The sequence below is a fragment of the Streptomyces sp. TP-A0356 genome, assembly GCF_001417775.1.
Taxonomy (GTDB): domain Bacteria; phylum Actinomycetota; class Actinomycetes; order Streptomycetales; family Streptomycetaceae; genus Streptomyces.
In genome coordinates this window covers 633,355-656,033 of record NZ_BBZJ01000013.1, presented here as the reverse complement: position 1 = coordinate 656,033, position 22,679 = coordinate 633,355, and the positions used below count along the sequence as shown (strand labels likewise).

The 22,679-nt window shown below is 70.1% G+C and carries 21 protein-coding genes and 1 tRNA gene; 7 read left to right on the top strand and 15 right to left on the bottom strand.

Going from position 1 to position 22,679, the window contains the following annotated elements:
• The coding region (locus tag ASC56_RS41670) for a hypothetical protein (RefSeq protein WP_234376852.1) at positions 1–292 on the top strand (292 nt) is incomplete at its 5' end.
• On the opposite strand, the gene ASC56_RS06095 is transcribed toward ASC56_RS41670, so the two are convergent.
• The 4 genes from ASC56_RS06095 to ASC56_RS06080 form a co-directional block, all read right to left on the bottom strand.
• A tRNA-His gene (locus tag ASC56_RS06095) sits at positions 288–360 on the bottom strand. The two genes, ASC56_RS41670 and ASC56_RS06095, sit on opposite strands and share 5 nt — an antisense overlap.
• 114 nt (positions 361–474) lie before the next feature.
• Positions 475–1,077, bottom strand: coding sequence for an oligoribonuclease (gene orn / locus ASC56_RS06090; protein WP_055490139.1), 603 nt, complete (start codon positions 1,075–1,077; stop codon positions 475–477).
• Between the two features lie 506 nt (positions 1,078–1,583).
• Entirely contained in the window at positions 1,584–2,816 is a 1,233-nt protein-coding gene (locus tag ASC56_RS06085; protein WP_055490138.1) for a helix-turn-helix domain-containing protein, read from the bottom strand.
• A 378-nt stretch (positions 2,817–3,194) separates the two neighbouring features.
• Positions 3,195–3,515, bottom strand: a complete 321-nt coding sequence (locus tag ASC56_RS06080) for a hypothetical protein (protein ID WP_055490137.1) — start codon at positions 3,513–3,515, stop codon at positions 3,195–3,197.
• A gap of 499 nt (positions 3,516–4,014) precedes the next feature.
• On the opposite strand from ASC56_RS06080, the gene ASC56_RS06075 reads away from it, so the two are divergent.
• Together ASC56_RS06075 and ASC56_RS06070 are read left to right on the top strand one after the other, a co-directional pair.
• Positions 4,015–4,542 carry a universal stress protein gene (locus ASC56_RS06075; protein ID WP_055490136.1) on the top strand — a complete coding sequence of 176 codons (528 nt, stop codon included), beginning with the start codon at positions 4,015–4,017 and terminating at the stop codon, positions 4,540–4,542.
• Positions 4,543–4,816: 274 nt separating this feature from the next.
• On the top strand, positions 4,817–5,383 hold the full coding sequence (locus tag ASC56_RS06070) for a GPR1/FUN34/YaaH family transporter (protein WP_055490135.1): 567 nt from the start codon (positions 4,817–4,819) through the stop codon (positions 5,381–5,383).
• A gap of 107 nt (positions 5,384–5,490) precedes the next feature.
• Here ASC56_RS06070 and glmS read toward each other — a convergent pair whose 3' ends face one another.
• Both glmS and ASC56_RS06060 read right to left on the bottom strand, forming a co-directional pair.
• Positions 5,491–7,308 (bottom strand): glutamine--fructose-6-phosphate transaminase (isomerizing), encoded by a 1,818-nt coding sequence (gene glmS, locus ASC56_RS06065; protein WP_055490134.1) that lies wholly within the window; start codon positions 7,306–7,308, stop codon positions 5,491–5,493.
• Positions 7,309–7,362: 54 nt separating this feature from the next.
• A complete protein-coding gene (locus ASC56_RS06060) occupies positions 7,363–7,620 on the bottom strand; it encodes a hypothetical protein (protein ID WP_055490133.1) in 258 nt (85 codons plus the stop codon).
• A gap of 165 nt (positions 7,621–7,785) precedes the next feature.
• On the opposite strand from ASC56_RS06060, the gene ASC56_RS06055 reads away from it, so the two are divergent.
• Positions 7,786–9,354, top strand: coding sequence for a metallophosphoesterase family protein (locus ASC56_RS06055; protein ID WP_055490132.1), 1,569 nt, complete (start codon positions 7,786–7,788; stop codon positions 9,352–9,354).
• A 46-nt stretch (positions 9,355–9,400) separates the two neighbouring features.
• Here ASC56_RS06055 and ASC56_RS06050 read toward each other — a convergent pair whose 3' ends face one another.
• Complete coding sequence (locus ASC56_RS06050) at positions 9,401–10,282, bottom strand: DUF4429 domain-containing protein (protein WP_055490131.1); 882 nt, start codon at positions 10,280–10,282, stop codon at positions 9,401–9,403.
• A 126-nt stretch (positions 10,283–10,408) separates the two neighbouring features.
• Between ASC56_RS06050 and ASC56_RS06045 the strand changes: the two genes are divergently transcribed.
• A complete protein-coding gene (locus ASC56_RS06045) occupies positions 10,409–12,001 on the top strand; it encodes a beta-N-acetylhexosaminidase (protein WP_055490130.1) in 1,593 nt (530 codons plus the stop codon).
• A gap of 72 nt (positions 12,002–12,073) precedes the next feature.
• Here ASC56_RS06045 and ASC56_RS06040 read toward each other — a convergent pair whose 3' ends face one another.
• From ASC56_RS06040 to hemC, 7 genes are all read right to left on the bottom strand, one after another.
• On the bottom strand, positions 12,074–13,852 hold the full coding sequence (locus ASC56_RS06040) for an IucA/IucC family siderophore biosynthesis protein (protein ID WP_055490129.1): 1,779 nt from the start codon (positions 13,850–13,852) through the stop codon (positions 12,074–12,076).
• Positions 13,849–14,397 carry a GNAT family N-acetyltransferase gene (locus ASC56_RS06035; RefSeq protein WP_055490128.1) on the bottom strand — a complete coding sequence of 183 codons (549 nt, stop codon included), beginning with the start codon at positions 14,395–14,397 and terminating at the stop codon, positions 13,849–13,851. Before ASC56_RS06035 ends, ASC56_RS06040 begins: the two co-directional genes overlap by 4 nt.
• Positions 14,394–15,677 (bottom strand): lysine N(6)-hydroxylase/L-ornithine N(5)-oxygenase family protein, encoded by a 1,284-nt coding sequence (locus ASC56_RS06030; RefSeq protein WP_055490127.1) that lies wholly within the window; start codon positions 15,675–15,677, stop codon positions 14,394–14,396. The genes ASC56_RS06035 and ASC56_RS06030 overlap by 4 nt, the downstream gene beginning before the upstream one ends.
• Positions 15,661–17,103 carry a lysine decarboxylase DesA gene (gene desA / locus ASC56_RS06025; protein WP_055490126.1) on the bottom strand — a complete coding sequence of 481 codons (1,443 nt, stop codon included), beginning with the start codon at positions 17,101–17,103 and terminating at the stop codon, positions 15,661–15,663. The genes ASC56_RS06030 and desA overlap by 17 nt, the downstream gene beginning before the upstream one ends.
• A gap of 121 nt (positions 17,104–17,224) precedes the next feature.
• On the bottom strand, positions 17,225–18,067 hold the full coding sequence (locus tag ASC56_RS06020) for a siderophore-interacting protein (protein WP_055490125.1): 843 nt from the start codon (positions 18,065–18,067) through the stop codon (positions 17,225–17,227).
• An 82-nt stretch (positions 18,068–18,149) separates the two neighbouring features.
• Entirely contained in the window at positions 18,150–19,202 is a 1,053-nt protein-coding gene (locus ASC56_RS06015; protein ID WP_055490124.1) for an ABC transporter substrate-binding protein, read from the bottom strand.
• Positions 19,203–19,336: 134 nt separating this feature from the next.
• A complete protein-coding gene (hemC, locus tag ASC56_RS06010; RefSeq protein ID WP_055490123.1) occupies positions 19,337–20,272 on the bottom strand; it encodes a hydroxymethylbilane synthase in 936 nt (311 codons plus the stop codon).
• Between the two features lie 119 nt (positions 20,273–20,391).
• Here hemC and ASC56_RS06005 point away from each other — a divergent pair, with 119 nt between their 5' ends.
• Both ASC56_RS06005 and ASC56_RS06000 read left to right on the top strand, forming a co-directional pair.
• Positions 20,392–21,222 (top strand): helix-turn-helix transcriptional regulator, encoded by an 831-nt coding sequence (locus ASC56_RS06005; RefSeq protein ID WP_079102307.1) that lies wholly within the window; start codon positions 20,392–20,394, stop codon positions 21,220–21,222.
• Entirely contained in the window at positions 21,219–21,416 is a 198-nt protein-coding gene (locus ASC56_RS06000; RefSeq protein WP_055490122.1) for a DUF397 domain-containing protein, read from the top strand. The genes ASC56_RS06005 and ASC56_RS06000 overlap by 4 nt, the downstream gene beginning before the upstream one ends.
• Positions 21,417–21,517: 101 nt before the next feature.
• On the opposite strand, the gene ASC56_RS05995 is transcribed toward ASC56_RS06000, so the two are convergent.
• Positions 21,518–22,678, bottom strand: coding sequence for an acyl-CoA dehydrogenase family protein (locus ASC56_RS05995; RefSeq protein ID WP_055490121.1), 1,161 nt, complete (start codon positions 22,676–22,678; stop codon positions 21,518–21,520).
• Position 22,679: the final 1 nt, after the last annotated feature.

The window sequence follows — 22,679 nt, the reverse complement described above, 5'->3', positions numbered from 1 at the left end:
ACTGACCCAGTTCAAGGAGTTCGTGGCGAAATTCAGGACTGCCGACCAAAAGGGCGCGGTCAAGCATCTGAAGAGGTGGCGTGGTTACGAGCGGAAGGGCAAGTACACAGCGGGCAGCTCCTGCATCCGGTCTGACGCCGTCGAGAAGAACGGAGCGTGCCCACGACCCGGGTGGCGGGAAGCGGGGGGGGGTGTCTCAAGATCCCGGGTGGCCACCGGTGTGGCCACCGAGGCGACGAAAGAGGCCGATGACCCCGTTACTGCAGGTCATCGGCCTCTCTACAGAGGGTGAGTGACGGGACTCGAACCCGCGGCATCCTGGACCACAACCAGGTGCTCTACCAGCTGAGCTACACCCACCATGACCGGTGTTGTTCGAGTGGTTCCCCCACCGGCCGAGAAAAAGTGTACAGGGTCCGACGGGGTGCTCGCGCCAGCGTTTCTCCGGGGCCCGGTCGGGCCCCGTCGAGACGGCTACGGGGCGGGCACCACGTGCTTGGCCGCGATCGTACGTGCCGTGTCGGAGTCGGGGCCCGGCTGCGGCACGAAGATCGCCTCCCGGTAGTAGCGCAACTCGGCGATGGACTCGCGGATGTCGGCGAGCGCCCGGTGGTTGCCGTTCTTCTCGGGGCTGTTGAAGTAGGCCCGCGGATACCAGCGCCGGGCCAGCTCCTTGATCGAACTGACGTCCACGATCCGGTAGTGGAGATAGTCCTCCAGCGTCGGCATGTCGCGGGCCAGGAAGCCGCGGTCGGTGCCGACGGAGTTGCCGCACAGCGGGGCCTTGCCCGGTTCCTTGACGTACTCGCGGATGTAGGCGAGGACGTGCTCCTCGGCGTCGGCGAGCGTCGTGCCGGCCGCCAGCTCGTCGAGCAGCCCCGAGGTGGTGTGCATCTGACGCACCACCTCCGGCATCGTCTCCAGCGCCGCGTCCGGCGGCCGGATCACGATGTCCACCCCCTCGCCGAGCACGTTCAGCTCGGAGTCGGTGACCAGCGCGGCCACCTCGATGAGCGCGTCGTCGGACAGCGAGAGTCCGGTCATCTCGCAGTCGATCCACACCATGCGATCGTTCATGTGTCCCACCTTATGGCCCACCCGGCCCGGACGGACCGCCCGTGCACCGGGCAGGGCCCCCGGCACCCACGAGGAAGGCCGTCGGCACCCACGGGGAATGCCCGCCGGGCGCATGCGGGAATGCCGCCGGGCGCATGCGGGACGGGCCACCGGGCGCATGCCGGAGGGACCGCCGGGCGCGTGCGGGAGGGACCGTCGGGCGCATGCGGGAATGCCGCCGGGCGCATGTGGGACGGGCCACCGGGTGCATGCGGGAGGGCCTGCCGGGCGCGTGCGGGACGGGCCACCGGGCGCATGCGGGAGGGCCTGCCGGGCGCGTGTGGGACGGGCCACCGGGCGCATGCGGGAGGGCCTGCCGGGCGCGTGTGGGACGGGCCGGGGACGGGTGGTACGGGTGAGGGGCGGTGCGCGGGCGGAGTCCGGGAAGCGGCGAGGACGGGCGGGATCCGGCCGCGTAGGTGTGTGCGACCTCTTGGATCCCGCCCGTCCTCAGCGGCGTGGCGGTGCTATGGCGCGCTGCGCTGCCCGGGCAGGCTCGAGCGGCTCGCCGCGTACAGCTCCGGGACGTACCTGCCCGTGTCCGTGGACAGGGACGCCGCGGGGCCGAACGCGCTGGCGGCCGCCGTGCGGCGGCTCTGCATGGGGACCGAGGCGGTCTCCGGCGCGATGTGCGGGGCCGGTGGGCCACCGGGGCCGTCTCCGTCGCCCGTGCGCTCGCTCTGCGGGCGGCGCGCCCGGTACGCGGCCCGGTAGGCGGCCGGCGACGAGCCGAGCTGACGCCGGAAGTGCCCGCGCAGCGCGACCGGGGAGCGGAAGCCGCAGCGCCCGGCGACCTCGTCGACCGAGTAGTCGGAGGTCTCCAGGAGCCGCTGCGCCTGCAGCACCCGCTGGGTGATCAGCCACTGCAGCGGTGCGCTCCCCGTGAGCGAGCGGAAGCGTCGGTCGAACGTCCGTCGGCTCATGTAGGCGCGCGCGGCAAGCGTCTCCACGTCGAACTGCTCGTGGAGGTGCTCCAGCGCCCAGGCGACGACCTCCGCGAGCGGGTCGGCGCCGATCTCCTCCGGTAAAGACCGATCGAGGTAGCGCTCCTGCCCGCCGCTGCGGCGCGGCGGGACCACCAGACGACGGGCGAGCGCGCCCGCCGCCTCGTTGCCGTGGTCCGTGCGCACGATGTGGAGGCAGAGGTCGATGCCGGCCGCCGTGCCGGCGGACGTCAGGACGTCGCCGTCGTCCACGAACAGCTCGCGTGGATCGACGTGCACCGACGGATAGCGCTTGGCCAGCGTCGGCGCGTACATCCAGTGCGTGGTGGCCGGCCGTCCGTCCAGCAGTCCGGCGGCGGCCAGCACGAAGGCACCGGTGCACAGCCCGACGATGCGGGCACCCTCTTCGTGCGCCCGGCGCAGTGCGTCGAGCGCCTCCTCCGGCGGCGGCGAGGTGATCGACCGCCAGGCCGGCACCACGACGGTGCCCGCCCGTGAGATCGCCTCCAGGCCGTACGGCGCGGTGAGTTCCAGGCCCCCTGTGGTCCGCAGCGGGCCGTCCTCGCCGGCGGCCACCAGTAGTCGGTAGCGCGGCACTCCGGCGTCCTGGCGGTCAATCCCGAACACCGAAAGCGGTATGGAACTCTCGAAGATGGGGCCGCCGCTGAACAGCAGCACCGCGACGATCTCCTTGCGACGTCGCCCGGACAGCTTCCGGGCCGCGGCATCCGGCGCGGCAACGGAGTCGTGGCTCATCCTGCTAAGCCCCCCTCGGTGGTCGCGGCTCCTCGGTTGTGTCGCTCCTGCACGTTTCCCCTCGGTCCTGCACGAGTCCCCCGCCGTAAGACAGTCATGATCGAATCTACTGTGTGCCGTGGTGCCGACGTGACCAGTTCACCATCCGGCACATTGTCGACATGGCAACTTGGCGTGAAGCATTCGATCACGAAGGGTTGCACTCGTGGGCCGTGCAGGGAAGTGCGCCTCGTCCCAGTGGCCAATCCCCGTAGGGTGCGCGTGCCCCTCCGGACCCTTTAAGTGCAGGTCGAACGGGGGGTGGGGGGCCGTTCGGCCCCGGGATGCACGGGGCTGAGAAGTTGGCTGAAAAGATGCGGGCGCGTGCGCGGAAACCGGTCAGCCAACCGGAGTGTTTCCACCGACCTGGCGTCCGCCCCTCCGCGCCCCCGATCCGGTGCCGCCGTGGCGCCCGCGGTCGGAGGTGCGCTCCTCGGCCCGCAACTGTGCCGCACCCCGCTCGGACTGCCGCAGCAGCGCTCCGCACGCCCAGACGACGGCCGTCAGGCCCAGCGTGGCGCTGACCGCGCCGGCGAGCGAGATGCCGTACCGGACGAGGACCACGGGGACCAGGGCGCAGGCGAAGACGGTCCAGCGGGTCAGTGCGCCCGCGGTGACCGGTGCGGGGTGCTTCCGGGGGGCGGGGCGGGGTGCGGGCACGGCGTGCTCCCTACGGCGGTGGCACCGGAATCAACGCGTGCTCGACCGGTAAGTCACTGCCCGGTTCCCGGTGTGAGGTCCCGGGCCGTCGCCGTACGGTCCCGGACCCTCGCCACCGTACGGCCCCGGGCTGCCGTCACCGTACGGTCCCGGACCCTCGCCGCCGTACGGTCCCGGGCTGCCGTCACCGTACGGTCCCGGACCCTCGCCGCCGTACGGTCCCGCGCTCCCCGCCGTACGGGCCGGCCCGTACGCCCGGACCGAGGGTGCCTGATTCCTGGGTGAACCCTGTGCGAACCGCCTGTACGGGGCAGCAACCATTGCGTTACGGGCACCCCCTCGTGCATGCTCCCTGGAACCCGTGCGGCGTGCGCGGGATCTGGGCTAAGGAGGCGTGCCGCCGTACCCTTGGGGGTATGGGGTTGGGAAGATGATTCCCGGACACAGCTCCGCCGCACAGTGTCGTCCCACCCACGAGGATCACAACGCCGAGACACTCATGGCCGGTCACGAATTCTTCGATCCCGCGGACCGCAAGCGCCCCGTCGCCGATCCCACGGCGGCCGAGCCCTTGGCGGCGGAAGAGTCACGCCCGTCCTGCGACCCCGCCTTCAAACACGGTGTGGTGGTCGGCTTCGACGGTTCCACCTCCAGCGAGCGTGCCCTGGCGTACGCGATCGGTATGGCCCACCGTTCCCGCGCGGGCCTGATCATCGTCCATGTCGCCAACCGGCTGCCCACCACGGTGTGGGCGGGCTGCGAGCCCCCGGTCTTCGTCGATGTGCCCGACCACCGCACCGAGGTGCTCGGGCTCGAACTCGCCTGCGCGGAACATCTGGCCGAGGTGCCCTGGATCCTGGTCGAGCGCGGCGGGGACATCTGCCACGAACTGGAGGAAGTGGGCCGGGAGTACGAGGCGGACGCGATCGTCGTAGGCTCCACGCACGGCATCGTGGGCCGCATCTTCGGCTCGGTGGCCGGCCGCCTCGCCAAGCGCGCCCGGCGCCCCGTGATCGTCATCCCCTGAGAGCCCCGCTCGCTCCTCGCCGCTCCATCCCGTACGGTCACGGCCGGCGGGTCCTGTTGTGGCCGTCGGCCGTCCCGCGCCCGCCTGCCCGTCGCAACCCCGGCGTCGTCCTCTCGCAACTCGCCGTTGTTCCAGGTGGGATGCCCCGCGCCGAGCGCCAACTCGCTTTCCCCGAAGCGCGAACCTACTCGCGCGTAGAGGTGTTTGTGCCCTTGTGAAGGGCATATATCGGTCACCGCACATCCCGTACATGCAGTACAGAAGGGAGCCCGCCGTGGACAACGACGTCTCTGCGGGAGGCACCACCTCGATCGTCGGCCGACTCGCCCTGGGCATCACGCTGTTGGCCTTCGGTCTCGGAACCACCAAGGTGATCGACGGCGTGACGACCGCCGACTCCGTGTCACTGGCCCACTATGTCGGCGGCGTGGCCCTGTTCCTCGTCGGCCTGCTCGCCTTCCGCGACCGCGACACCGCCACCGGTACGGCCTTCTCGGCGCTCGGCGCCCTGTGGTTCACCTGGGCCGTCACGGCAGGCAGCCAGATGTCCGACAACGCCGCCGGACTCTTCCTCCTGCTGTTCGCCCTCGTCGCCCTGACGCTGACGCTCGGGGCCGCCGGAGGCGTCCTCGACCAGGGCACCTACGGCCTGCTCTTCGTGTCGATGGTGCTGCTCGCCATCGCCCGCTTCGCGGGCAGCGACGCCCTGGGCAAGGTCGGCGGCTGGTTCGCGGTCGCCGCGGGCGCCGTCGCCTGGTACGCGGCGACGGCGGTGCTGGCCAAATGGCCCACGACCCTCCCGCGACGCGCTGCCGGCCGGGGGGTGACGGCCGCCGGCTGAGGCAGCGCCGGGCCGGGGCAGGGCGGCCCCGGCCCGCCGAAGGAGCGACCCCCTGTGCTGGTGGCACACAGGGGGTCGTTCACACCGGGGCCCGGGAAGGGGAGTTGCTACTCCACCGTCACCGACTTGGCGAGGTTGCGCGGCTTGTCGATGTCCCGGCCCAGCGCCAGCGCCGTGTGGTAGGCGAGGAGCTGCAGCGGAATGCCCATCAGGATCGGGTCCAGCTCGTCCTCGTTCTTCGGGACGACGATCGTCTGGTCGGCCTTCTCCTGCTCCTGGTGGGCGACCGCGAGGATCCGGCCGCTGCGGGCCTTGATCTCCTCCATGGCCGCGCGGTTCTTCTCCAGCAGGTCGTCGTCCGGCACGATCGCGACCGTCGGCAGGGCGGGCTCGATCAGCGCCAGCGGACCGTGCTTCAGCTCGGAGGCGGGGTAGGCCTCGGCGTGGATGTACGAGACCTCCTTCAGCTTCAGCGAGGCCTCGCGCGCCACCGGATAGCCGCGCACGCGCCCGATGAAGAGCATCGAGCGGGCGTCCGCGAACTGCTCCGCCAGCTTCTTGATCTCCTCCTCCTGCTTGAGGATCTCGGAGATCTGCGCGGGCAGCTTCCGCAGGCCCTCGATGATCCGCTTGCCGTCGCGGACGGAGAGGTCGCGGGTGCGGCCCAGGTGCAGCGCGAGCAGCGCGAACGCCACGGTGGTGTTGGTGAAGCACTTGGTGGACACCACGCACACCTCGGGACCGGCGTGCACGTACATGCCGCCGTCCGCCTCGCGCGCGATCGCGGAACCGACGACGTTGACGATGCCGAGCACCCGCGCGCCCTTGCGCTTCAGCTCCTGGACGGCGGCCAGCACGTCGTAGGTCTCACCGGACTGCGAGACCGCCACGTACAGCGTGTCGGGGTCCACGACCGCGTTGCGGTACCGGAATTCCGACGCGGGCTCGGCGTCGGCCGGGATGCGGGCAAGCTCCTCGATCATCTGGGCGCCGATCATGCCCGCGTGGTAGGAGGTGCCGCAGCCGAGGATCTTCACCCGGCGCACGGCACGTGCCTCGCGGGCGTCCAGGTTCAGGCCGCCCAGGTGCACGGTGGAGAACCGGTCGTCGATGCGGCCGCGCAGCACGCGGTCCACGGCGTCGGCCTGCTCGTGGATCTCCTTGTGCATGTAGGTGTCGTGGCCGCCCATGTCGTACGACTCGGCCTCCCACTCCACGGTGGTCGGCTCGGCCGTGGTACGGGTGCCCTCGGTGGTGTACGTGCGGAAGTCGTCGGCCTTCAGCGTCGCCATCTCGCCGTCGTCCAGCGTCACTATCTGGCGCGTGTGGGCGACCAGCGCGGCGACGTCGGAGGCGACGAACATCTCCTTCTCGCCGATGCCGAGGACGACCGGGGAGCCGTTGCGGGCCACCACGATGCGGTCCGTGAAGTCGGCGTGCATCACGGCGATGCCGTAGGTGCCCTCGACGACCCGAAGCGCCTGGCGGACCTTCTCCTCCAGGGTCTCGGCCTGGGAGCGGGCGATGAGGTGGGTGAGGACCTCGGTGTCGGTCTCGGAGAGGAACTCGACGCCGTCGGCCTCCAGCTTCTTCCTGAGGTCCGAGGCGTTGTCGATGATGCCGTTGTGGACGACGGCGACCTTGTTGTCGGCGGACATGTGCGGGTGGGCGTTCACGTCGGAGGGGGCGCCGTGCGTGGCCCAGCGGGTGTGGGCGATACCGGTGGTGCCCTTGAAACGCGCGGGGACCTTGGCCTCCAGATCCCGGACCCGGCCCTTGGCCTTGACCATCTTCAGGCCGGCCGCCTTGGGGGTCGTGACGACGATCCCCGCCGAGTCGTAGCCGCGGTACTCCAGCCGCTGCAGACCCTCCAGCAGCAGCGGGGCCACATCGCGCTTACCGATGTATCCGACGATTCCGCACATATAGTTCCCTAATTCCCTTTTGTCCCCGTAGTGATGGAAGTGGCCTTCGGCGTCTCAGCCGTAGACGATGCGGCGCAGCTGCCGGAGCGTAAGCTCGGGCGGTGCCACCGTGCGGTACTTCAGGTCCGCCTCGATCCGTTCGAAGATCGTCGCGTTCACCAGGCCCTGGGCCTGCAGCTCGCGGTGGCGGCGACGGACGAACTCCTCGGTCGTCTCGTCGAAGTAGGCGAGCACGTCCTGGACCACGCGCAGCGCCTCGCCCCGGCTGAGGGGCGTGGACCGCGCCAGATGATCAACAAGTTCGTCGTGCACCCGGTAGATCCTGAGGTACGAGCGCCGGAATCGCAAGAATCGTGCCCGATTTCGGGCAGATGGCCGTTGAAGTTCTTATGGGGTCCTGTTTGACGGTTGTCCATCCTGTGTCTTGCGCCACGTTGCCTGTGTGGAGGAACTTCGGGCCACATGGACACACCTCGTATGGGAGTTCCGGAGAAGCTCGCGGCCCGCATGAGCATGGCGGAGCAGCACGAGTACCTGCGCGCGAGATTCTCCCGCCGCACGGTGATCAGAGGCGGAGCCGTCACGCTCGGCGCCGTCGCGGGTGGCGCGTTCGTACCGGGCGCCACCGCTCAGGCCGCCGTCCCGACCCAGAGCACGGCCCCCGCGGTCGAGTCGGTCGACGGCGCCCTCGTCGCCCCCTTCGGCCGTCACCTCGCGTACGGCGGCGACCCGCGCACCGAGATGACGGTCTCGTGGCAGGTCCCGGTCGCCGTCAAGAAGCCCTTCATCCGCATCGGCGCCCACCCCTGGGACCTCTCGCGCAAGATCGAGGCCGAGGTCCGCCCCCTCTACACCCCGGCCGGCGTCGGCGCCAGCGGCGACCGCACCCAGTACTACCTGCACGCCCGGCTCACCCATCTGCGCCCCGGCCGGACCTACTACTACGGCGTCGGCCACGAGGGCTTCGACCCGGCCGCCCCGCACCTGCTCGGCACCCTCGGCACGTTCACGACGGCTCCCAGGCACGCAGAGCCGTTCACCTTCACCGCCTTCGGCGACCAGGGCGTCAGCTACCACGGCCTTGCCAACGACAGCCTGATCCTCGCCCAGAACCCGGCCTTCCACCTGCACGCCGGCGACATCGCCTACGGCGACCCGGCCGGCCAGGGAAAGACCTCCGACACCGGCTTCGACTCGCGCGTGTGGGACCAGTTCCTCTACCAGACCGAGTCCGTCGCCAAGCAGGTGCCGTGGATGGTGTCGTACGGCAACCACGACATGGAGGCCTGGTACTCGCCCAACGGCTACGGCGGCGAGGAGGCCCGCTGGCAGCTGCCGGGGAACGGCCCCGACAAGAAGAACCTGCCGGGCGTCTACTCCTTCGTGCACGGCAACACGGCGATCATCTCGCTCGACGCCAACGACGTCTCCTTCGAGATCCCGGCCAACCTCGGCATCTCCGGCGGCACCCAGACGAAGTGGCTGGAGGCTCAGCTCAAGAAGTACCGGGCCGACGACGACATCGACTTCATCGTCGTCTTCTTCCACCACTGCTCGTACTGCACCTCGACCGCGCACGCCTCGGAGGGGGGCGTGCGCCAGGAGTGGGTGCCGCTGTTCGAGAAGTACACCGTCGACCTGGTGATCAACGGCCACAACCACGTCTACGAGCGCACCGACGTCATCAAGGGCAACGCGGTCGCCAAGAAGCTGCCGATCGGCGGCACCGCGTACCCGGAGACCGACGGCGTGGTGTACGTCACGGCGGGCGCGGCCGGCCGCAGCCTCTACGCGTTCAGCGCCGACCAGTCCTACGAGGGCCACGAGAAGGACCTCGAGTCCGTGAACTCGTACGTCTGCCAGAAGGACGGCGCCAAGCAGAACGAGACCGTCGCCTGGTCGCGGGTGCGCTACCTCGACTACTCGTTCCTGCGCGTCGACGTCACGCCCGCGGCCAAGGGCCGAACGGCCACCCTGAAGGTGCGCGGCATCGCCGAGACCGGCGCGCAGGTCGACCACTTCACGGTGGCGCGCCGGGCGAAGTAGGGCCACCCGCGCCCGGAAGGCGGGGCGCAGGGACGGCGGGCGGTCCTCACATGCGTTTGAGGACCGCCTGCTTGGCCAGGGTGAACTCCTCGTCCGTCAGGACGCCCGTCCGGTGCAGCTCGCCCAGCTCGCGCAGCCGGCGCAGCAGGGCGTCGTGGCCGTCCTCGGCGGGCGCCTGCTCCTGGACGGGCGTGCGTTCCAGTTGCCGTGGTACGGCCGCCACGGGCGCCGCCGGGTGCGGCAGCCGGGCCTGCACGGCCGCCGCGACGAGCGCCATCAGCGGATCCTTCTTGAAGCCCCAGAGCTCCACGGAGTTGGGGTCGTACTTCGGCGGCGCCTTGGTCTCCGCACCGCGCACGGTGAAGCGGAGGTAGCCGTTCTCCAGGCCGGCGGCCGGCTGCCACTCCACGGCGGTGATGTCGGCCACGGCCAGCGTCCGGGCGCCCGCGGCGGCCTTCGCGTCCTCCGTCTTCCAGTTCCACTCCAGGCGTACGTGCTCGCCGTCGAAGCTCGCCGTGCCATCCCCGGCGGCCACGGACAGCGGGACGGAAGGGCCGGGCAGCAGATAGCGGTCGACCGGTTCGGACGGAACCTGGTCCAGCACGAGCGCGCTGCGGACCTCGTCCGCCACGTACTCCGCGACGCCGTAGCGGTCGGACTCCACGGTCAGCTGGTACGGGTCGTCGGACTCGCCGAGCCGGCCGCCGGTCGCCTGCAGCAGCGGATCGGCGCCGTCGCGCAGCCGCAGCCTCAGGCGACCGGTCCTCCTGCCCTGCTCGAACGAGATGCCCGCCAACGCGCCAAGCGGCACGGTCAGTTCACCCAGCGTCCGGCGCAGCGGTCCGGTGCCCTTGTCGCGCCCCGGGGTCAGCCGCAACGCGTCGCCGTCGAAGGCCCACGTGCCGTCCTTCTGGATGATTTCCGCCATGAGGGGGATTGTTCCACCCGCGATGCGAGAGAGTGGTCTATACCCCTCGGGTACGGAACGGGCGAGCGTTGTCGTCCGGACCGGACGTGCCCGTGGAACCTCGAAACCCTGTGGAAGGGAGCGCATGTGAGACAGCACCACAGAACGCCCCGCCTCCTCGCTTCGCTGCTGATTATCGCGGCGGCCGGTCTCTCCGTCGGCGTCGAGGCGAAGCCCGCCGCGGCCGCCCCCGCCGCCACCCCCCTGGGCCGGGTCGTCCCGGCGCCCGCCTCGGTCGACGCGGGCGGAGCCCCGTACGAGATCACCCGCGCGACGCGCATCCGCGTGGACGACGCACGCGCCGCCCGCCGGGTCGGCGAATACCTCGCGGACGTCCTGCGGCCCTCCACCGGCTACGGCCTGCCGGTCACCACACAGGGCACCGGGGGCATCCGACTGCGCCTGGGCAGCGGCCCGTTCGGGGCCGAGGGGTACCGTCTCGACAGCGGCGCCGAGGGCGTCACGATCACCGCCGGCAAGCCCGCCGGGCTCTTCCACGGGGTGCAGACGCTGCGCCAGCTGCTGCCCGCGGCCGTCGAGAAGAAGACCGTGCAGCCCGGTCCCTGGGTGGTGGCGGGCGGCACCGTCAAGGACACGCCGCGCTACGCCTACCGCGGCGCGATGCTCGACGTGGCCCGCCACTTCTTCACCGTCGCCCAGGTGAAGCGCTACATCGACGAGTTGGCGCTGTACAAGATCAACACCTTGCATCTGCATCTCAGCGACGACCAGGGCTGGCGCATCGCCATCGACTCCTGGCCGCGCCTCGCGGCCCATGGCGGCTCCACCGAGGTCGGCGGCGGCAAGGGCGGCTTCTACACCAAGGCGCAGTACCAGGAGATCGTCCGCTACGCCGCCTCCCGCTATCTGGAAGTCGTCCCGGAGATCGACATGCCGGGCCACACCAACGCGGCCCTCGCCTCCTACGCCCAACTGAACTGCAACGGCGTCGCACCCCCGCTCTACACCGGAACCGACGTCGGTTTCAGCTCGCTGTGCGTGCCCAAGCAGGTGACGTACGACTTCGTCGACGACGTCATCCGCGAACTGGCCGCGCTCACACCCGGCCGCTACCTCCACATCGGCGGTGACGAGGCCCACTCCACGAGCCACGACGACTACGTTGCCTTCATGGACCGGGTGCAGCCCATCGTCGCCAAGTACGGCAAGACGGTGATCGGCTGGCACCAGCTGACCGGCGCCCACCCGGTGAAGGGCGCGCTGGCCCAGTACTGGGGGCTCGACACCACCAGCGCCGCCGAGAAGGCCCAGGTCGCCCAGGCCGCGCGCAGCGGCACCGGACTGATCCTGTCGCCGGCCGACCGGCTCTACCTCGACATGAAGTACACCAAGTCCACGCCACTGGGTCAGGACTGGGCGGGGCTGGTGGAGGTGCGGCGGTCCTACGACTGGAACCCCGGCGGGTACCTGCCGGGCGCGCCGGGTTCGGCGATCGCCGGGGTCGAGGCACCGCTGTGGTCCGAGACCATCGCCACGGGCGCCGACATCGACTACATGGTCTTCCCGCGGCTGCCCGGCGCCGCCGAGCTGGGCTGGTCGCCGGCCTCCACGCACGACTGGGACGCCTACCGGGAGCGGCTCGCGGCGCAGGGTCCGCGCTGGGACGCGCTGGGCATCGGGTACTACCGGTCGCCTCAGGTGCCCTGGTCGGCCCGATAGCACGAGCGGGAGCGTGCCGGCGGGCACCCCGGTGGACCGTACACCGGGGTGCCCGCCCGTCTCAGTGGGCCGCTACAGCCCCGCGATCGGATTCTTCAGGTTCCCGGCCAGCTGAAGCGCCCCCGACGGGTCCGCCAGATCCACCATCTGCCGGTTGTCGCGCAGCTGGAGCCGGTTCAGGCAGGACAGCGCGAACTCCGGGGCGAACAGGTCGTACTGCCGGAACCTCTCGGCGAGTTCGGGGTTCGCGTCCTGGTACTCGTGGACGATCTCGGCGACCGTCCGCCAGAAGTCCTCCTCCTCCAGGACGCCCTCGGAGGCGAGGTTCGCCGCCACGAAGCGGAAGAAGCAGTCGAAGACGTCCGTGAAGATCGACAGGAGCTTCTTGTCCTCCGGGACCTCGACCCGGATGCGCCGGACCTCCGGTGGCAGCACCGCCTCCGGGTCCATGACGGCGATCTCCTCGGCGATGTCCTTGAAGATCGCGCGCCGCACCGCACCGTCCTTCAGGACGAGGATGACGTTCTCGCCGTGCGGCATGAACACCAGGCTGTAGGCGTAGAAGCTGTGCAGCAACGGGGTGAGGTACGCCCGCAGATAGCGGCGCAGCCACTCCGTCGGCGCGAGCCCCGACCGCTCGATCAGCGCGCCCGCGAAGGACGCGCCGACGTGGTCGACATGGGCGAGCGAGGCCATGGTCGCCAGGGTCTCGCCCTCCTGGAGCGAGGTCACCGGGCTCTCGCGCCACAGGGCGGCGAGCATCTTGCGGTACGGGGAGTAGCGGTCGGTGGCGGCCTCGTACTCCAGGTGGCGGTAGCCGACCGCCGCGCGCTCGCGGATGACCGACAGGCCCGTCGACTTCAGCACCGGATCGTTCTCGACGAGCTGGGCCAGCCAGTCGTTGATCGCCGGGGTCGCCTCCATGTAGGCGGCCGAGAGCCCCCGCATGAACCCCATGTTGAGCACGGACAGGGCCGTCTTCACATAGTGCTTCTCGGGGTGGGACCGGTTGAAGAAGGTCCGGATGGACTGCTGGGCGAGGTACTCGTCGTCGCCCTCGCCCAGGCAGACCAGGTGCCCCCGGGCGACCTCGGCGGCGAAGGTGACCGCGAGCTTGTTCCACCACTGCCAGGGGTGGACGGGTATGAGGAGGTAGTCCGCGGGGTCCAGGCCCCGGTCGGTCAGCCGCGCGTGGAAGCGCTGGACGGTCCCGGCCCCCAGCTCCTGCCGTACGAAGGACTCGTACTCGATTCCGGCCCCCGCCGTGAACGCGGCCCGTGAGCGGTGCGCCGCCAGCCACACCAGCCGGACGGGGCTCGCGGTCTCGGGGGCGTACGACAGGTACTCGTGGACGCCGAAGCCGAGCCGCCCGTTGTTGGCGACGAAACAGGGGTGGCCCTCGGTCATGCCGGTCTCGATGTCCTGGAAGCCGCTCCTGGCGAGCTCGGCGGCGGTGACCTTCGGCTTGGTGAGCTTGTAGCAGGCGCTGGAGAGGGTGGAGGAGATCTCCTCCAGATAGACCGGGAGCACCTCGTCGCTCAGGCCGAGGGACTTCCGCAGCTCGATGAAGAAGTCGAGCGGGTCCAGGGGGAGTTCGGCACCGTCGCGGTGGCGGCTGATCGAGTCGGGGTCGACCTGCCAGTGGTCGAGGGCGCGGATCGTGGCGGTGAACCGGTAGTGGGTGAGCCCGTCGTCGCTGCGGACGACGTAGGTGTCGCTCCCGTCGGCCTCCGGCCGCGGAGTGATCAGCCGCTCATGGGCGAACTCCGCGAGGGCCTTGCGGAGGAGGAGCCGGCCCGCGCGCTGCCAGCGCTCGGGGGACAGATGGGAGACGGCGTCGGCGAGGGTCACGCGGCCACCGCCTTCTCGAACCGCTCGCGGGTGCACAGACTCAACAGGGCTGTCTTCTCCGGCTTGCGGATCTCGCGCTCGGGCACGAACCCCACCGCCTCGTTCAGGGTGTGCACGGCCGTGTTGCGTACGTCGGGCTCCACCACGACCCGTCGTGTGGCCGGGTCCTCGAAGAGGTGCGCCATCACGGCGGTGAGGACGGCCCGGGTGAAGCCGTGCACGGGTGTCTGGGCCGGCGCGACCAGGAAGTGCATGCCGACATCGCCGGGCCGTGCCTCGTACAGACCGACCAGTTCCCGGTGGGCCGGGTCGTACTTCTCCATCAGGAAGGCGGGCACGCCGTCGTGCAGACCGAGCAGGGCGTGGTGGTGCTCGTCGGCGGCGATGTCCCTGTAGGCGCGCTCGACGTCCTCCAACCCGGCGTCCTGCATCATCCAGAAGGCCGCCTTGGGGTGCGTGACCCAGCCGTGCAGGATCCCGGCATCCCGCAGGGGGTCGAGCGGGCGGAAGGTGAAGGTGCCGATGGCACCGGTGGTCGTGCTCATACGGAGAACTCCTGGAAGGCGATGGTCTTCTCGACGGGGTAGTACTCGGTGCCGAGCAGTTCGCGGATGATGTACGAGTTCCGGTACGCGCCCATGCCCAGGTCCGGGCTGGTGATGCTGTGCGTGTGGACGCCGGCGTTCTGCAGGAAGACACCCCGGCCCGTGATGTCGACGGCGTAGTTGCGGGCCACGTCGAAGTTGCCGTGCTCGTCGTAGCGCAGTCGGTCGCGGATGGGCTTCAGGAACTCCGGTTCGACGTACTTGTAGCCGGTGGCGAGGATCAGGCCCTGGGAGCGCAGCTCGTAGTCCCTCTCCTGCTCCTCCTGGCGGAAGCCGAGCCGGTAGGTGCCGTCCTCGTAACGCGCCTCGGTGAGCGCGGAGTTGGTGAGGAGCCGGGTGGGGACCGGGCCGTCGAGGTTCTTCTGGTACAGCAGGTCGAAGATCTCGTCGATCAGATCGCCGTCGATGCCCTTGAACAGGTTCTTCTGCTGCTCGGTGAGGCGGTAGCGGGTCCGCTCGGGCAGTGCGTGGAAGTAGTCGACGTACTCGGGAGAGGTCATCTCCAGCGTGAGCTTGGTGTACTCCAGCGGGAAGAAGCGCGCGGATCGGGTGACCCAGTTGAGCCGGTAGCCGTGGAGGTCGATCTCGCTGAGCAGGTCGTGGTAGATCTCGGCGGCGGACTGGCCGCTGCCGACCAGGGTGATCGACTCCTTGGTCTGGAGCTGGTGCTTGTGGTCCAGATAGCGCGAGTTGTGGATGACATCACCGCCCAGGCCCCGGCAGGCCTCCGGGATGTACGGCGGCGTGCCCGTGCCCAGGACCAGGCGGCGGGCCCGGTAGGTGTCGCCGTCCCGCGTCCGTACGACGTACACCTCGTCGTCGTCCTCGTAGGTCACCTCCGTGACCGGCGTGCCGAAGCGGACGCTGCTCAGTTTGGAGGCGGCCCAGCGGCAGTAGTCGTCGTACTCGACCCGGAGCGGGTAGAAGTTCTCGCGGATGTAGAACGAGTACAGCCGCCCCTGCTCCTTGAGGTAGTTGAGGAAGGAGTACGGGGATGCGGGGTCGGCCAGGGTGACCAGGTCCGACAGGAACGGGGTCTGGAGGTGGGCGCCCTCCAGGAACATCCCCGAGTGCCACTCGAAGGTCGGCTTCGACTCCAGGAAGACGCCGTCGAGTTCGGCGATCGGCTCGGTGAGGCAGGCCAGGCCGAGGTTGAAGGGGCCCAGCCCGATCCCCACGAAGTCGAATGTGGTGCCGGGGGTGTCAGGAAGCGCGGTCAAGGGACTCTCCCAGGTACTGCTCGGCGTGGCCGGCGATCAGGTCGAGTACGGCGGCGATGTCGTCGGCCGTCGTCTCGGGGTTGAGCAGGGTGAACTTCAGGTAGTGGCGGCCGGCCACCTTGGTGCCGGCGACCACCGCGTCGCCGGAGGCGAACAGGGCCTTGCGGGCGTACAGATTGGCGCGGTCGATCTCGGCCGGGTCGGTGACGGCCGCCGGGATGTGGCGGAAGACGAGGGTGGAGAGCTGCGGCTGGACGACCACGTCGAAGCGCGGGTCGGCGGCCAGCAGCTTCCAGCCCTCTTCGGCCAGGTCGCAGACCTCGTCGAAGAGCGCGCCGATGCCGTGGGCGCCCATCACGCGCAGCGTCATCCACAGCTTGAGGGCGTCGAAGCGGCGGGTGGTCTGCAGGGACTTGTCCACCTGGTTGGGGATGCGCTCCTGGACCATGCGGCGGGGGTTGAGGTACTCCGCGTGGTAGGTCGCATGGCGCAGTGTGGTGGCGTCCCGGACCAGCACGGCGGACGAACTCACCGGCTGGAAGAACGACTTGTGGTAGTCGACGGTGACCGAGTCGGCGCGCTCGATGCCGGCGAGCAGACCCCGGCGCTTGCCGGAGACGAGCAGTCCACAGCCGTAGGCCGCGTCCACGTGCATCCAGACGCCGAACCGGTCGCACAGCTCGGCGATCTCGGGCAGCGGGTCGATGGAGCCGAAGTCGGTGGTGCCGGCGGTGGCGACCACGGCCATCGGGACCAGGCCCTCCCGCGCGCAGCGCTCCAGCTCATGGGCGAGGGCGACGGTCCGCATGCGCTTGTCGTGGCCGACGGGGACGGAGACCACCGCCTCCGGGCCCAGCCCGAGCAGTTTCGCCGACTTCCGCACACTGAAGTGGCTGACGTCGGAAGTGAGGACGCGCAGCTCGGCGGGGGAGTCGCTCTTGGCCTCCTCGCGGGCCAGGAGCAGCGCCTGGAGGTTGGACTGGGTGCCGCCGCCGGTGAACACGCCGTCGGCGCCGGGGCCGAGGCCGATGCGCTCGGCGGTCCAGTCGATGAGCCTGCGCTCGATGAGGGTGGCGCCGGCCGACTGGTCCCAGGTGTCCAGGGAGGAGTTGACGGCGGACAGGACGGCCTCGCCGAGGACGGCCGGGATGACCACCGGGCAGTTGAGGTGGGCGAGGTAGCGGGGATGGTGGAAGTAGACCGCGTCGCGCAGGTAGACCTCCTCGAGCTCGTCCAGGGCGGCGGTGGTGTCGTGCAGCGGGCGGTCCAGGTCGATCCGCTCGATGCGGGAGGCGAGGGCATCGACCGTGACACCGGTGAACGGACGCTCGGCGGCGGCGAGTTGGGCGGCCACCCGCTCGACTCCTTCCGTCACGGAGCGGTGGTAGTGCTCCGCGGTCAGGCCATTGAGCAGGTGCGAACGCATGTGGGGGTCCTCCGGTGGGGAGAGTCCGTGCGGGACAGAAGAGGGGCGGAACCGCCCCGCTAACTTAGGTTAGCCTAACCTAAGTTACGCGGGGCTGATCCCGCCCCTTCCATGACCGCCGTCAATCCTGTTCGCGCAGCTGTTCCTCGCTCAGCCCGTGCCGCCAGTAGCCCACGAAGGTGACACGCCGACGGTCGATCCCGCGCTCACCGACGAAGTGCCGGCGCAACTCCTTCACCCGGCCGGACTCACCCGCGACCCAGACGTACGGGGCCCGTGCCGCGGGGAGTTCGGCATCCCGTGGTGCGGCGAGGGTCATGGGGGACCCCTCGCCGCGTACGAGCCAGGTGATCTCGGCGTCCGCCTCGGTCACCAGGTCCTGGATGTCACCCGCGTGTCCCACCTCCAGCCAGACGTGGGCACGTGTGCCCGCGGGCAGCCATTCGAGGATCGCGGAGGCGGCGGGCGCGGCGGTCTCGTCGGCCCAGATCACCACCAGGTCCGTGTCCTCGGGCGGACGGAAGCGGATCGCACGGTTGTCCTCGATCGCCGGGCCGAGCAGGACGACACGGTCACCGGCGGTGGCGCGGGAGGCCCAGCGCGAGGCCGGGCCCGCCGGGGTGGTCGCGCCCGGAGCCACGCCGTGCAGCACGAAGTCGATGTCGATCTCGTCGGGGTCCCGCCGCAGGGCCCGCAGCGTGTACGAGCGCATCACCGCCCGTACGTCGTCGGGGAGTTCGCGCCAGCCGTGCCACCAGTGGTCGCCCAGCTCGATCGGGACGGCGGGCTCGCTCTGGCCCGGGTGCGGCAGGAACAGGGAGAGGCTCTGGTCGCGTCCGTCGGAACGGAACGCGCGCAGGTCCTCGCCCGCGAAGGTGACCCGGACGATTGACGGGCCGAGCCGCCTCGTCCGTACGACCTGAAGGGAGAAGAAGCGGAACGGGGCGGCCACGGCCGTCGTCATAGGGGCTCCTGAATCGTCGTCAGGGGGCTGTGCGGGTGCCGGTGCGGGTGCGGGGCTGGTGGTGCGGTGTGAGCCGGACGGGTCAGCCGACCTTCTTCGCGCTCTCGATGGCCTTGGCGAGGTCTTCGAGCAGCGGGGCGCACTTGTCGTAGGAGAGGATGGGCTCGGGATTGCGGGCGATGACCTGGCCCGCCTTGACCGCCGGGAGCTTCTTCCAGGTCGCCTCGGTGATGTCGGCGGGCTGGATGGCCGAGGTGCGGTTGTCCATCATGATGACGTCGGCCCGGTACTTGTCGACGTTCTCCCAGCTCAGGTTCTCGAACCAGCCGCCGCTCGCCTTCAGTGCGGAGGCGGGGGGCTCGACGAAGTTCACGCCGAGCGCCTTGAAGTACTCCAGGTCTGTGGAGAGGTTCGAGCCGGAGACGTAGAAGACGTCCTGGCTCGCGGACCCCGCCAGCACCTTGATCCCCGGCTTGGCCCTGGTGGCCGCGCGCAACCGGGCGGCGGCGTCCTCGAACCGCTTCTTCGCCTGGGTGATCTTCGCGGAGGAGGTGTCCGCGCCGAGCGACTTCGCGAGCTCCAGCATGCGCTGCAGCGGCTCGGTCATCTGGCGGTCGTAGACGGAGATCCCCACGCTCGGGGCGCCGACGGCGAGGATCTTCTTCCTGGACTCCTCGGGGACGTACCACAGGGTCCCGGCGGCGTCGAAGATGGTGGTGACGAGCAGGTCGGGGGCGAGGGCCGCGTACTTCTCGATGTTGAACTGGCCCCACTGGTTGCCGAGGACCGTCACCTTGTCGACGTCGAGGTCGCCGGCCTGGACGTCGGCCTTGCCGTCCTTGGTCTTCGTCGGCCCGAAGACGCCCTTCACATCGACGCCGTAGTCGTGCAGCGCGGCGGCGACACCCACGAACGCGACGAGGCTCGACGGGGTCCTGTCCGCCTTCGCGCTCTGGCCGCGGTCGTCCTTGAAGGACCAGGGGCCGGACGCGCCCGCGGCCGTCCGCCCGCCCCCCGGACCATCGCTCTTCGCCTTGTCGTCACCGCAGGCCGCGAGCGCGGCACCGAGACCGAGGGCCCCGCCTGCGGCGAGGATGCCGCGGCGGGTGGGGCGGGGGGTACGGGCGTTGGGCATGGGTGTGGTCTGCTTTCGCGTACGGGGTCACGGAGGTCGGACTTAGGTTAGCCTAACCTTAGCTTGCCTACATGTGGGTGGCGGAAGCCCACGAGGCCGGGCCCCCGTTGGTCGTCGCGGCGCGAAAGGTGGCGTCAGTGGGGGATGGAGTCGATCAGCTCGCGTGCGCCTTGGCGCAGGAGGGTGACGGCGACCGAGGTGCCCAGTGTGGCGGGGTCGAGGGGGCCCGCCCATTCGTGGGCGTTGAGGATCGTCTTGCCGTCGGGCGTGAACACGGAGGCCCTCAGGGAGAGATCCCCGTTGAGCGCCGCCTTGGCGCAGCCCGCGATCGGGGAGTTGCAGTGGCCCTGGAGGACATGCAGGAGCATGCGCTCGGCGGTTGCCTCGCGGTGGGTGTCGGTGTCACCGAGGGCGCTGACCGTGTCGATCAGGCCGGTGTCGTCCTCGCGGCACTGCAGGGCGAGGATCCCGGCACCGATCGGCGGCATCATCACCTCGATCGGCAGGACTTCGCTGATCACGTCCCGGCGGTCGATGCGTTCCAGGCCGGAGACGGCCAGCAGCAGAGCGTCGGCCTCGCCCCCGGCGAGCTTCTGCAGGCGCCGGTTGACGTTGCCGCGCATCGGCACACAGGTGAGGTGGGGGTGAGAGGCGGCGAGTTGGGCGACGCGCCGCACCGAGGAGGTTCCGATGCGGGTGCCGTCGGGGAGCTCGTCGAGGGTGAGGCCGCCGGGGTGGACGAGGGCGTCGCGGACGTCGTCGCGCTTGAGGAACGCGGCGAAGACGGTCCCGGCCGGGAGCGGACGGTCGGCCGGAACGTCCTTGACGCAGTGCACGGCCAGGTCCGCCTCTCCGGCCAGGAGAGCGGCGTCGACCTCCTTGGTGAAGGCTCCCTTGCCCTCGACCTGGGAGAGGTCGCCCATCCACTTGTCACCGGTCGTCTTGACGGGCACGACCTCGGTACTGGTCCCGGGGTGACGTGCCGCCAGTTCGGCGCGTACGCGTTCCACCTGGGCCAGGGCCATGGGTGAGTCGCGGGACACGATGCGGATGAGCTCGTGGGCGGGCATGCCGCTCACGATAGCCCCTCACCGCTCTCACGTTCCGTGTCCGACGGGCAACCGGGTGTCGCTAGCCTGATGTTGAGTGGGCTGTGACGACGGCGTCATGGCCGGGAGGGAGGGGCGCCATGTCTCAGCCGAAGCATCTCGATCCCGCTTCCATGGCGGAGTTCTACGGTGCGGAGCTGCGTCGGAGGCGGGAGGACGCGGGGTTGACCCAGAGCCGGCTGGGCGAGCTGGTGTACTGCTCGGGGCCGTACATCGGGCAGATGGAGATCGCCATCCGCCGACCGCAGTTGGACCTCTCCGAGCGGCTCGACACCGTGCTGCGGACGGACGGCTTCTTCCGGCGGCTCTGCGAGGCGATCCTCAAGTCGTCGAAGTATGCGGACTACTTCGCGGCGGCGGCAGAGCTGGAGCGCCGCGCCAAGATGATCTGTCACTTCGCCACGATGGTGGTGCCCGGCCTGCTGCAGACCGAGGACTACACCCGTGCCCTCATCCGGTCCGCGCGGCCACTGGTCGCCCAGGAACTGATCGAGCGGCATGTGGGCGCGCGGCAGGAGAGGGCCTGTGCGTTGCTGAAGGATCCGGCCGATCCCGAGCTGTGGTTCGTCATCCACGAGGCCGCGCTGCGGGTGCCGGTCGGCGGGAACGAGGTGATGCGCGACCAGTTGGAGCACATCGCGGAGGTGTCCCGCAGCCATCAGGCGATCGTTCAGGTCATGCCGTTCTCGGGTGGACTGAATCCGCTCCTGTACGGCTCGATGACGCTGATGACCTTCGCCGAGGAGCCACCCGTGGTGTACACCGAGAGCGCCTATTCGGGACAGTTGATCGAGGACCCGGCCGTGGTCGCGAACAACGCAAGGTCCTACGATCTGGCCAGGGCCGCCGCCATGTCCCCGGAGGCGTCCCTCGCCTTCATCGGCCGACTCGCGGAGGACTACACACCATGAACAGCGCGCGCGATCTTCGTTCCGCCTGCTGGCGTAAGTCGTCGTACAGCAACGCGGACGGCGGCGAGTGCGTCGAGGTCGCCGACGGCTTCCCCGGTGTCGTCCCCGTCCGGGACAGCAAGAACCCCGACGGCCCGGTGATCACGGTGTCCGTCGGGGCATGGCGTGCCTTCGTCGGAGAGGTTGCCGGGTAGTCGACGGCCTGTCGGCTCGGATGCCGTGCCGGCCCGCGCACTCGTCAGTGCGCGGTCAGCGCCACGGCCACTGCCCGGGGGCGTCGTTCGACGATCTGGGCTCAGCCCGCCAGTCCCAGCTCCCTCGCGATCAGCATCCGCTGGACCTCGCTCGTGCCCTCGCCGATCTCCAGGATCTTGGAGTCGCGCCACATACGGGCCACCGGGTACTCGTTCATGAAGCCGTAGCCGCCGTGGATCTGGGTGGCGTCGCGGGCGTTGTCCACAGCGATCGTGGACGAGTAGAGCTTCGCCAGGGCCGCCTCCTTCTTGAAGGGTTCGCCGGAGACCAGGCGGGAGGCCGCGTCGCGCCAGGCCAGGCGGGCCGTGTGCGCCTTCATCTCCATGTCCGCGATCTTGAACTGGATCGCCTGGTACCCGCCGATGCTGCGGCCGAACGCCTGTCGTTCCTTCGCGTACTTCACCGACTCGTCCACACATCCCTGGGCCAGGCCCGTCGCCAGCGCCGAGATCGCGATACGGCCCTCGTCCAGGATGCGCAGGAACTGGGCGTAGCCGCGGCCCTCCTCACCGAGCAGGTTCGCGGCCGGCACGCGTACGTCCACGAAGGACAGTTCACGGGTGTCCGACGCGTTCCAGCCGACCTTCGAGTACGGGGCCGCCACCGTGAAGCCGGGCGTGCCGGACGGGACGATGATCGAGGAGATCCGCGGGCGGCCGTCCTCCGCACGGTCCGTGACCGCCGTGACCGTCACCAGGCCCGTGATGTCCGTGCCCGAGTTGGTGATGAAGCACTTCGTGCCGTTGATCACCCATTCGTTCGTGTTCGGGTCCAGACGGGCGGTCGTGCGGGTCGCGCCCGCGTCCGAGCCGCCGTCCGGTTCGGTGAGGCCGAAGGCGCCCAGGACCTCGCCGGAGCACAGGCGCGGAAGCCATTCCCGCTTCTGGGCCTCCGTGCCGAAGCGGTAGACCGGCATGGCGCCCAGCGAGACGCCCGCCTCCAGGGTGATGGCGATGGAGGAGTCGACCCGGGCGAGTTCCTCCAGCGCGATGCCCAGCGCCAGGTAGTCGCCGCCCATGCCGCCGTACTCCTCCGGGAACGGCAGCCCGAACAGGCCCATCCGGCCCATCTCGCGGACGATCTCGTACGGGAACTCATGGCGCTCGTAGAAGTCGCCGATCTTGGGCGCCACGGCGTCGTGTGCGAACTCCTCGACCGTGCGCCGGAGTTCCTCCAGCTCGGGGGAGAGGTGGTGGTCCATG